Origin of the sequence: Cohnella soli, assembly GCF_042655525.1 — a bacterium.
Classification (GTDB): Bacteria; Bacillota; Bacilli; order Paenibacillales; family Paenibacillaceae; genus Cohnella; species Cohnella soli.
Genome location: NZ_JBHSMI010000028.1, coordinates 597,567 through 609,321, shown reverse-complemented (window position 1 = coordinate 609,321; position 11,755 = coordinate 597,567). Strand labels below are relative to the sequence as shown.

At 50.7% G+C, this 11,755-nt stretch carries 8 protein-coding genes; all 8 read right to left on the bottom strand.

Features of this window, described 5'->3' with window-relative positions; genetic code table 11:
• Positions 1-167: 167 nt before the first annotated feature.
• The 8 genes from ACFPOF_RS18725 to ACFPOF_RS18690 all read right to left on the bottom strand — a co-directional run bounded on the left by ACFPOF_RS18725 (position 168) and on the right by ACFPOF_RS18690 (position 11,716).
• Positions 168-2,414: a glycosyl hydrolase family 28-related protein gene (locus tag ACFPOF_RS18725; protein WP_378135375.1), complete on the bottom strand. Its 2,247-nt coding sequence runs from the start codon at positions 2,412-2,414 to the stop codon at positions 168-170.
• 109 nt (positions 2,415-2,523) lie between these two features.
• Positions 2,524-3,876, bottom strand: a complete 1,353-nt coding sequence (locus tag ACFPOF_RS18720) for an extracellular solute-binding protein (protein WP_378135373.1) — start codon at positions 3,874-3,876, stop codon at positions 2,524-2,526.
• A 218-nt stretch (positions 3,877-4,094) separates the two neighbouring features.
• Complete coding sequence (locus tag ACFPOF_RS18715; protein WP_378135371.1) at positions 4,095-5,507, bottom strand: DUF4874 domain-containing protein; 1,413 nt, start codon at positions 5,505-5,507, stop codon at positions 4,095-4,097.
• 31 nt (positions 5,508-5,538) lie between these two features.
• Positions 5,539-6,453, bottom strand: coding sequence for a carbohydrate ABC transporter permease (locus tag ACFPOF_RS18710; protein ID WP_378135369.1), 915 nt, complete (start codon positions 6,451-6,453; stop codon positions 5,539-5,541).
• A gap of 8 nt (positions 6,454-6,461) precedes the next feature.
• The gene (locus tag ACFPOF_RS18705) at positions 6,462-7,343 is read right to left on the bottom strand and encodes a carbohydrate ABC transporter permease (protein ID WP_378135367.1); all 882 of its coding nucleotides are present in this window, start codon (positions 7,341-7,343) and stop codon (positions 6,462-6,464) included.
• Complete coding sequence (locus tag ACFPOF_RS18700; RefSeq protein ID WP_378135365.1) at positions 7,340-9,646, bottom strand: DUF5696 domain-containing protein; 2,307 nt, start codon at positions 9,644-9,646, stop codon at positions 7,340-7,342. The genes ACFPOF_RS18705 and ACFPOF_RS18700 overlap by 4 nt, the downstream gene beginning before the upstream one ends.
• On the bottom strand, positions 9,643-10,257 hold the full coding sequence (locus ACFPOF_RS18695; RefSeq protein WP_378135363.1) for a YIP1 family protein: 615 nt from the start codon (positions 10,255-10,257) through the stop codon (positions 9,643-9,645). Before ACFPOF_RS18695 ends, ACFPOF_RS18700 begins: the two co-directional genes overlap by 4 nt.
• Positions 10,178-11,716: a 6-bladed beta-propeller gene (locus ACFPOF_RS18690; RefSeq protein ID WP_378135361.1), complete on the bottom strand. Its 1,539-nt coding sequence runs from the start codon at positions 11,714-11,716 to the stop codon at positions 10,178-10,180. The genes ACFPOF_RS18695 and ACFPOF_RS18690 overlap by 80 nt, the downstream gene beginning before the upstream one ends.
• Positions 11,717-11,755: the final 39 nt, after the last annotated feature.

Here is an 11,755-nt window from a genome sequence, read left to right as displayed (position 1 = left end):
TCTCGTCGATTGCCCGTCCAGATGCCGATCCGCTCGATTTTGTATGAATTATCATACACATATGCTCGTCCAGTTGCCGATCCGCCCGATTTTGTATGATTTATCCTTTTTTCAAGCTATTCATCTTGCGGCTTCATCTCCTGTTTGACCAAATGCCCTCAATACCACTAAGCCTCAATGCTTCCGGCTCCTTTCCATGTGCCTAGCGTCGCTTCTCCCGAAGAGTCGTTTACGCAGACGTAGCGCATGAACCCGCCGACAGCGGGCGATACCGCTTCATAATAATCGCCGCGTCTATCGCCGAAATATCGGGGCGCGGTTGGAGCCGCCTCGGTTTTCCCGGCGTAATTCCATGGCACAGCCGTATTTTTTTGTTTGAAGAAATAGGTTTCCTCGGCATAAGACAGCTTGATTTTCCCATGAACGCTATTTGCATTGAAGGCGATCGGCACATTCGCATTCACTTCTCCGACCGAGTAATCGAAGCGGCAGAAATCCGATCCGCTTGGATCATGACCGCTATAGGGAGCCAGCCATCCGGAAACCTCTCCGCTGAATTCCATTTTCTCCGGAGTAAGAGGGTTATAAAAAACGAAAACATGCGTGTATTTGACGTCAACAAATTTGTTGCCGGTGAGCGAAATCTTCCGAATGCGCTGACTCCAGGCAGCGTCGACATTATCGCAATGAACGACCGGACGGGCATCTTCGCCGGCGAAGCCGCAATTGATGAACAAGTTATCGCTGAAATCATATCGGGCCGGGGCAAGGTATAACGATCGGATGACTGCTCCTTGGTACCCAGTGACTTTATTGCCTTTATACGTGACGGAGTCATACTTACCGCCTTCAAATACGGAGTTTTCCCCCTTGTTGTAAATCGACCAATAGGCGTCCGGCGCAAGCTGTTCGAACTCATTGTTGAGGATGTTGACTTCCGTATAATTCCCGGACGACGGGGTTACATAAGCAAATTGGTACATGGTGGCCCCTACGGCGGTGTTCACTCTGCCGGGAGAAGGTCTTAAGCTGCGATTCGTAATTTTGTTCTCGTAAAAATCGACTACCAATCGGCTGCCGGCTCCGGCATCGATGTTCAAGCCGTAACTGACTTCATAGAAGGTATTTCCATACACGGAAACATTGAAGCTATCCTTGCCGAAAGACGCGCGAATCATTCCTGCATGATAGCTGTCGACCAGATTGCCGAATACTTGGCCGTGCCGGCCGTGAATTTCCAAAGCCGTGCTTTCGTAGCTGATGCGGCCGCCCCGCCCGATTAACCGGTTGCCCGATATGATATAATGATCGGCCAAGCAGTATATCGAGGAGTGATCGTTGATCTGGGCGTTGCCGGGCAATGTTCCTCCGTTATGCGTAAATAAGCAGTTAACCACCTCAGCTCCATCCACGGCCCGGTCGAATACTACGGTCTGTTGCCCCGGATTTTTATCGAACCATACGTTTCTGACGCTGAAATTTTTACCGCCGAGAAACCAGATGCCGGGGCAAAGCGACTGGCTACCGTAAGCATTTACCGGAGGGAGCAAATTGTTTTCTCCATTAAAATCGATCTTCAAATCTTGGACGCTAAAATTTTCGATGTTGAAATTTCCGCCGTCGCAGAATACCATGAATCCTTTCGTGTTACTGAGGGATGCATTGGTCGCTACAAGCCCGCCGGCTATTTTCAGAATCGTGCTCCAGCCTTGCCCCTTGACGCGTACGTTGCTTTTGCCCTTCAGAAGCATCCAATAAGGCTCCGTCCATCCCCATGGAGTCGTAACTGTTATTTGCTCAAGACCATCCAGCAAAGCCGTGCCGGACGGGAACTCCACCGTCCCCCCGCCGTTACCGGAAACGTAATCGATGGCGGCTTGAATGGCTGCCTTATCGTTGGTTATCCCGTCGATCCGCGCGCCGAATTGCACGGGAGATATCGATTCTGTCAGCCGAACCAGGCAACCTTGCCCGCTGCCATTCGTCTCGCCGGTTCCTTTCAAATAGTTGGCCAGCGTCGTCTGCTGCCCGTTCCAGGGAACGGTGAGGCTGAACACAGTGCCGCCGTTATGATCGGCTTTCGGACGGCTGGCATCGTAATACATCCAGCCGCCGCCGATATCCGTACCGGGATGATACCCGAAAAGCTGGAATAGCTGCCCATCCTGCAAATCCTTCCGTTTCAAATTCGAAATATCGGCCACGCTGACGACTGCGCCGCCCAGCAGCTCAACGCTATCTTTGCTTTCTTTCTTGGCGTAGCCAATACCGCCGGGGAACAAAGTGCCAACCGCTGCGGTAGCGCCCGCGATCCCGATAGCGGCCAGCATTTTTCTCCGGCTGATCAACACCCCTTGATCGCCCTTCTCCCTGGAAGAATCAGGCTGATGTTGCTTTTCATTCTGTTCCGACATATCATCGCCTCCCGTTATCAAGGATAAATGCCTGCCGGCGTCATAGACGCCGGCGTTTATCGTTGGTTTACAGCCTCATCCGCGATAGATATCCTATTGAACTTGAAAACTACTTCGCTTCATTAATCAAATTTTGCGTATATTGCGTCATATGATCTAGGAAAGCTTTCGGCTCCATCTTGCCGGCCATGACATCCCCGAAAAGCTTATCGAATTCTGCGGAAATATCGACAGGGATAATAAACTGAACTTTCTTCGCTTTGGAAGAAAGCTCGACCGCTTGTTTTTCTAACGGATCCGTCAGCGATGCCACATAGGAATTGTCTTTCAACGCCGGGATAAAGCCCAAATTTTGCGCAAAAGAGGTTGTCCCTTCCTCCGTCGACGTCAGCCACTTCATGAATTCCCAGCCAAGATCTTTATTTTTGCTCGGGCCGACCAACATCACGCTTTGCCCGGAAATATATAACGCATCCTCCGGCATAGACGCTACTCCCAGCTGCAAATCCGGATTCTTGGACAAATAGTACTTCGCCGAAGCCGGCAGCAGCAAGCCCATCGCTTGTTTATCGTTAATGAATGCATCGGTACCCTCAGGGAACGATGCGTTCATTTTTTGCATGCGCGCATCATCGATATTTTCCCGTTTAAACCTGACCATCCATTCGAGCGCTTCGACCACCTTCGGATCGCTGAAATTTACCGTTTTCGTTTCGGCATTCCAGAAAGTTTTGTCGTCTGCCCCGTTCGCATAGGCAAAAGTAGTGAATGCTGTCATGGAATTATAGATGATATGCGGCAGTTGGCCGGTCATCTCCTGATTTCCGTCCTTGACGATCCAAAACTTTTTGAAGAAAGCATCGATGTCCCCAAGCGTTTTTAGCTCAGGAAATTCCGTATATCCGTACTGATCGAGTATTTTTTTGTTATAGTAAATCGGAAATAACGTCATCGTATCGAACGGCAGCCCGTACATTTTCTGATCGTAGGTATCCAGCGCTTTATTCGTGTCGGGGAATTTATCGCTCAAGTCCGGATCTTTCGCCAGATACGGCGTCAAGTCCGCATAGATCCCGTCATTAATGAAATTGATGTTCGATAAAGGAGTGCCCGTCAGGAACAGCTCGGGAGCGATTCCGTTCGTAACCAGATTCGTCAAATCCGCTTCTCCGCCGAATGCAAGGTTGACTTTCACGTTCGGATACGTTTTGTTAAACGCCTTCACAACCTCTTCCAACTGCGCTTGCAGGTGAGGCCAAGGCGTCATAAAGCTGATTTCGCCGGAAAATGAAGCGGGATTGGGAGTTCCATTGTCTTTCTCTGGTTCGGCCGCAGGTGTAGCCGATGCCACGGATGAAGGAGGTTCTGTCGTCGATGATTGCTTGGCGTCATTGCTTGAACATCCGGCGATCATGATGAGAATGAGCGCTGATAGCAGCGCTATTGAAATAATTCTTTTCATGGATACGTTCACCTCAGGATCTTTGTATTTTATTCTGTTCCTTGCAAATTCCTGTTCCAATAAACCGCCTGAACCCCCTCCGTCCCCCCCAAAATGCGTCGGTACATGTACGTTTGGCCGCCAAACTTGAAAGCGCTTAATCAAGCAACTCAAGTATAAAAGGTTTGGTATGAATTTAGTATGAATTCGCACCTTCAACCGTACGCTCCGAATTTTGCCTACAATTCAACTTCGGTCAGAACGTTTACCCCTTGAACGAACGGGATATCGTTGGCAAGACGGACGGGGTGTCCTGCAGAGTTGCTGATCTTCAAGCCTAATTGGTATACGCCTGCATTCTCGGGCAAGGGGAGATTCGCTTGAATGACATGCGCAAGCACGCTTCTCTTGGCGTCTCCTGGCTCGTACGGATGCCAAAGCCTCGGATTCCCGGCAGAAGAAGCATATATTTCATTTCCTTGTTTATCGATCCATACGAATGCCGCGGATTTCAGGGCATGCGGCGCGGCAAAGCCGTAATTCCGCAATTCCAGGACAAGCGTCAATGTTCTAATCTCTTTCAATAGCTCAATCTCCAACTGATCGGCCTGCAAGCGATAGCCCAGATGATCGCGGATGTATTCAAAAGTCGACCGGCGAATCTCATTTCCGTGTTCGTCAAGAAACCAAGCGTCTGAATACGGAAGCCTGTTCAGCTGCAACCACGCCCGATCGATGCCGATTTCCTTCCAATATTCCATCGAATATTTGCCTTCGTCGCCACCTTGCCGATAATACTCCTCTCGGTGGTTATGGATCAGACTCAAGGAGGTGTAGTGATGTTCTACCAGGCGCATAATCGTCCCGTAAGGGTCGATATACCAACCATCCCCGAACGACCATTCACCCCAAGGAAGCTCGCCATCTATCAAGAGGAAAGGCGACTCCTCGCAGAACTGCTCGTACTGGGATGAACCTGGAATTAATCCTCCGTCCCCGCTGTTCGGCTTAATGGCGATAAAATCGTCATGAAACCCTACCCGCTTATACTGCGGGTGTTCATTTCCGAGATCAGCTTTGTATTCGGGCAGCCGAACTTGCACCTGCAGTTCCTCAGGCACCATACGCAAAATGTTCTCCAGCACTTCTTTGCGATCGAACTCGTATTTGGAAGAATGCCACTCTCCCCATGAGCCGATGAACCCCGCCTGGTATACATGAATGACATCTTTGTTTTTGCTGATAAACGGCGCCAATTGCTCCATGTGCCTAAACATCTGCTCCCGGTCCGCGCACTCGGGTCCGTAATATCCCGTCTGGTAACTGAACCGGAGAAGAGAACGCATCCCCATTTGCCGTAGTTCGTCCATAAAAAGCTGCATGGTTTCGAAAGCGGCGTCGTCCAAATCTTTGTTCTCGTAAGCGGAGAGATAAAAGTACGTTTGGGCAAGCTTAGGACGATCGCCCTTGTAATCTTCATAATGCTTGTGTAAAAAAGTTGTGGTGCCCGACACTTCAGGAACATGCGCATTATAGTTTCGCCCGACGTCGAGCGCGATCTCCAGGCGGAACCCTCTGTCCGGATTGTGCAAAAGCTCGGCGCTTCTGCTGCCCGAAAGAGCAGGCAAAGTCATTTTTTGAACGCGATTCATTCAGTTTTTCCCCTTTTTGTCATTAAATTGGTTAATCCACAAGACCTGTTCGTTCCACGCCTTCAATAAACCAGCGCTGCGTTATCGCATATAGGATCAGCGGCGGAAAAATAATGAGGAACGACGCGGCCATCTTCACGGTCTCGTTCACTTCGGAGGTTCTGCCTGTTAATTCCTTTAACACCTCCGTCATTTTAAATAGGCTGTTGGATAATGTCATGTTGTTGGCCCCGACCATCATGCCGGTTAAATAGGTTTCATTCCAATGCCAAATAAACGAGAAAATAAACACGACGACGATCGCGGGAACGGCCAGCGGCACCATGACCTTAAGAAACAGCCTGAACGGGCCGGCGCCGTCGATTCGCGCCGCGTCCTCAAGCTCGAACGGCAGGGTGCGAAAAAATTGGCGGAAAATAATGACGAACAAGGAGCCGCGAATGCCGTGTCCGAATAAATCCGGTCCGAGAATCGCCCACTTCGTATTCAATAAGCCGGTTTCTTTCATCAACGCGAATAGCGGCACCATCATCGTCTGCGGCGGAATCAGGAAGCTGAAAATGAGCAGTCCGAACAATAGATTGCGGAACGGAAACCGGAAGCGCGCAAAGGCGTAGCCGGCGATTGAACAAGAGACGACTTGAAAGACCGCCCCGGCTCCGGCCAAAACGATCGCATTCGCGAACGTCTTGGGAAACCGCAGCCCTTCCCAGGCCATACGCAAGTTTCCCCACTCCAACGTCCGCGGGATCCAGCGAACGGTCGGATCGAGCAAATCCGTCGAATTTTTGAACATGGTAGAAATCATATAGAGGATCGGGGTCAAATACAGCAGTGCGACGTCGAGCAATACGAGATACAGCAGCAGTCTGGCAAGCAGCCCGCTTCGCTCGCTCCTGCCGAGCAGCACGTGCTTCAAACCAAGGGCAATTCGTCTAGCGCTCATTGTTCTCCCTACCTTTCTCTCGTAAAGACGAATTTTTTCGTCAAGCCGAGGACAATCATAATCAATAGAAAAACAGACGTGAAATAAATCCATCCGAGCGCGCTGGCATAGCCGTATCCGGTGCTGGAGTTGCTCATATTCCACGAAATCCAAGATAGGATCGGGCTAAACGGAAACGTAAACAGATCGACGATCGTGTAAAGGATATTCAATACGATAAAAGGGGAAATGGCCGGCAGCGTTATTTTCCAAAACGTTTCCCAAGGGGAAGCGCCGTCGATTGTCGCCGCTTCGTAAACGGTCCTGCCGATCGTTTGCAAACCGGCGATGAAAATAATGATCTGCACCCCCGAGTACCATAAGATCAGGACAAACGCGCGCAGCACATTCAATAACGGCTCCGCCCAAAACTGCGGCAAATTATATTGAATAAACGAAGCCACGTCGTACTTCACCAAAATATCAAGTCCACCGGCGCCTTGATTGAAAATTTCCGTCAATACCTGCCCCGTGGTGAAAATGACCGGCAAAAAGAAGACCGCCCGGAACAGCATCCTGCCCGGAAACTTGAAATTAAGCAGTACTGCCACAAATAAGGCAAAGACCGTAATAATCGGGATATACATCAACGTCTCTTTCAATACGGCAACGAACATCAGCACAAACTGATTATCCTGCAGAAAGGCGTATTTATAATTATCCCAGCCGACAGGCTTCATCCTGAGACCGTCCGACGTGATTCTTACCTTGTGTAAGCTCATATAGAGAGAATACCCTAGGGGGTAGAGCACGAATGCGCAAAGCCCGATCAGCCACGGCAGCAAAAATAAATAGCCGACGAGCGATTGTCTCTTCTCATACGGAAACATCTTTCTCAGTATGGCGTTCACCCGCTCTTCCCTCCTTTAAGGACAATAAAATCGAGCGGTTGAACCTGCAAGCCATCCTTTATATAAGGACTTGAATTGTAGTTTACAAGAATCGTTTTGCCGCGCTCGTATGTCGTGGCGAACACACCTGGAGCCACTTCCGCATGTCCGACGATCAACTGATCCTGCACGTCGCCAAGCGCCTCGTTCATTTGCTGAACCTCTTTGGTCATCGAGCCGATCCATACGTCGAAGCGGCTGCTGTAAATTCCCCTGCTGAGCGTATCGTCAAGCAACGAAGAATCTTCATAGGTTAGAAGATACGAAGGGACTGCGCCGTATTCGAGCGACTTGAGAAACTCCAGTCGGTTCTCATTGCGTAAATTGCCGGGATTGCCCGAATAGGAGACAAGGCCGTGCAGCGCAATCGGGTAGAAGGGCACCGTCTTCTCGGCCAGCAGCTCATAATTGGCCTCGATCGGAAGCGATCTGATATGATCGGTATGTCCGAGCGCGTAGGCGTACCCGTTGCTGACGATCGCTTGGCCTAATGTTTCTTGCGCTTTCTTCAGCATGTCTTTGTAGATGTCCGCTGTATCCTTCCGAGTGTTACGTTCCGAAGGAGAGTAATCCGAGAACAAATACGAGGCAAGGCCGTCAAACGCCAGGCCGTCGATCCCCAACTGTTTATACTTCTCAAGATCTTCCGTCATATAATCCATTGCTAGCCGCGGCCGAATATAATGCATCGTGCTTCGGTTTACGAGCGAAAAACGGTTGCCAAACGGCTGCTGCTGCTCTACCACTCTTCCATCAATGTCTCGGACGGCATCAACTCGGGGGTTAAAACCGTTCTTCTTCGAATATGCAACCGTGTAATCATTCATTAAATAAAAGCGGTCTCCAAGCCGCTGCACTTCATCGACCAGCCGCTTCAATCCGTCGTTCCCCCCCAAACCTTGCTCCGCAGGAAAACGTTTCGGCTGTGAGCCGTGCAGCCCATTTTGCGACCACCCCAGATAGGAAACATTCATTCGCCCGATTCCTGAGCCCTTAAGCTTCTTGACGATTTCACGCGCTTGATCGAAGGTGGTCATCGACACGAAGCTTCGTTTAAACAAACCGGGCTCCAGATCGCCGCCCAGAAGCTGCAAGTCCAAGGGAAGCTCATCGCCGGCGCCTTGAATCCGCTTCAAACCTTCCGTTTCCATCAAATAATTCCGGTAGACGGCGGCCATTCCAACATAATCGGCCTTATCGCCGCTCAGAAAGTAATAGCGGACGGCGCTATTCCCGAGACTCCGCTCCTTTTCGAATAGTTGGTAGCCTTCGCCGAACATGCTCGTTCTTTTGTAATAATTCTGCCGATAGATGAATTGCGGCGCGATCCAATTAAAAGTCGTGTACAGCCCGCTCGGCGTGGCGTTCACATTGGCGGAGTACGCCCCCTCCGAAATAATGCCCATAACGGCATGATGACCGGCAACCATGCCGAAAACGGGCATCAATGCGCCTGGGGACTCCTGGGTTGTCATCCCGACCGCAAGATCCTGACCGTAGATGCGTGTCGAGTATCGAAACGGCAGCTGTCTTTCGTTATTGAACGGGATGACGGCGCCGACGCCCTCCGGAACGAACATATAGCCGTCGTCGGCCGTGGTCTGTGCAGCTCCCAGGAACGGCAATACCCATAAGCTTGTCAGCCGGTAATTTCCCGCTTCAACGATCCGGTCGGCCGGAACGGCTACTTCCAAATAATCGTCTTTTACTGTAATGATATAAGTAAAGCTGATCTTGATTTTGCGCAAGTCGTACATTAACTCGACTCCTTCCGGCATCTGCCGGAAAGAGACTTGCGCCTCCAGCTCTTGCGCGTTGCCGACTTGCTGCTTCAATACGGCAAGCGATTGATCGACATATTCCGCATAGAAGGCCGATTGCAAATTGCCCCGCCAATGCCCTTGCACGGTTTCCCTGCTCATCGCCTCGGCATCCGGGTTGCTTCTCCACTGCACACCGTTCCGTTTGTCGTAAATCGACAATTGCCCGGCTCCGTTTACCGACAGCTGCAAGCCCGCGCTTTCCCCGATCGGCTTAAAGACGCTGTCGTCCGCTTCGAGCTTCGTCAAACCGGACTGCTCGCCGTTCGCCGCTTCCAGCTTCGTTAAGCCTGACTGTTCCAGCTCCCCGGTCGCATTTTCCGTACGGCTGTCTTTAAGGCCGCTTGCCACGGTCTTCGCATGCCAACCGAAGCTTGAGAGAATTCCTGCGCCTGCCAGCGCCAGCGCAATCGCCACAATGCCGATCGTGATCCCCCGCTTCATCTAATCGACACCTCCTCCCAGATTTGATTGGCAAAGTCAAACAATTGGCCGGTTAATCCCGTAAAAATGACAAGCAATATCCAAATCGCAAGCATGAACAAAATCGACAGGACGATATTAAGCGCCGTCTCGCCAATTTCATAATTGTGCACTTCTCTCACGGAAACGAAGAACAAAAATGCGCACCATCCATAAATAACGGCCCGGCAGAACGAATAAATGGCCGCTTCGGACAGCGTCAGCCCATTCGATAATATCGCCAGCGGCATGGTGAATAAAATATAGGGCATCAGCGCATATGCGCTGCCGTTCATAACGTCGATGAACCTTCCCTGACCTCGCATAATAGAGCTGACCAGATAGTTCGCCACGACCCATGTCGCGAACGGAACGACGATTTTGATAAAGATGACGAAAGGGTCAATGAACTTGTTCTCCACCGGATAGAAAATATAGCTTGTCGTCAGTTGCGAGCCGAGGGTTACGAAATAGGCCGCGAATATCATTAGCAAGGTCGTAACGATTCCCGCTTTATTCTCGTAACGAAGCTCCCAGAACCCGGTCACCGGATGCTTCAAGATCCGCAGCGCCTGCAGCAATTGTGTCCCCATGCTGTCCCCTCCTTTCGAACCGTTTGCGGCGGAACCAGCGATACCCGGCATATACGGTCAATAATGCGGCTGCAGCGCCGATAAACGCTTCCGTAAAATGCTTTTGCAGCCAAACCATACGATACTGCCAGTAAGCTTCCGAGTATCCGGCAACGGATCCGGCCTTTCTGAATTCCTGCAGCGCCTCTTTCCATTGCCCTTTCTGGTAGTAAGCTTTGGCCATTCCGAGATGCGCTTTGAAATATTTGCTGTTCAAGCGAAGGACCTGATTCCATAGACCGGAACCCTCGTCGTATTTGCCATCCAAAGTAAGCGACGTAGCTTGATGAATGAGCTCTGCGAATTCGCTGGCATGGAAAATTTGAATCATATTCGCGGTTCTGTCGACGATATACAGCTTTCCTGCGGAATTGACGGCAATGCTGGAAGGATAATTGAACAGACCTAGCTTGTTGATTCCTTCGTTCTTCCCTCCGAATGCGAATAATAGATCGCCATTTGCATCGTATTGATAAATAACGCCGGTCTGTGCGTCAATCGCGCTGATGTTTCCTTTGCCGTCGACCGCTAAATCGACGAACAATCGCTCTTCACCGATTTTCAGCTCTTCTCCTCCGTACACCTTCTCGCCCAATAAGTCCTTGCCTGCATAATTCAGCTTCTTGATTTGCCCTTGTGCGACCGCCACGCTGGACGTATACACGAAGCCCCCGGCATCCATCGCGACATTGCTTACCGTTCCGGGCAGCTTGGTCACTTCTTTAGCCAGCTGTTCTTTCGTATAAAACGTCCGTTTGAGCGAATCTACGGCATTGAACGGCACGCGGTTTGCACCGTAGTAGCCTTGAAACTTCCCCTCCGGGCTCAGCAGCATGACCCCTTGGTAGCCGTTGCGCAGAGTAACATACATATAACCTCGTTTATCGACAACGACCTTCGTCGGCTCGAATTGCAGCGTATCTGGAATATAGTCGCTTTGCGGACGCAAATATTCGCGAACGAATTTGCCGGACGGATCGAACAAGGCAATCCGTTTGTTTTTCGTATCCGCCACATAGATCGTTTTTTCTTTGGTTACATACACGCCGTTAGGCTCGAGCAGCTTCCCTTTCCCTTCCGGTTCCGTACCGACGACCGATACGAAAGCGCCGTTCGCATCCAGATGAATGATCCGGTTGTTCCCCGTATCGGCAATGTATAAGTGATCTTTCTCGTCAATGAACAAGTCTTCCGGCCCGTTAAGTCCGGGGGGCCCGCCGCCATTCGATTCTTCTTGCCGCGGCACCAGTTGAAAACCTAGATACCCTTCGGGTATGTAGGCCGGCTGCACCGCAAATCTCCGCCCCTCCGCATCATAAGAGAAAGTCTTATAAGGAGGAGCGGCGGCAGCTGTTCCGGCTACGGCCATGCAAATCCATACCGCGACCATGACAGCCATGCAGCATTTACGTATAAACAAGTTCGATACCCCCCCAATTGCATTTGATCATAGCTTTCG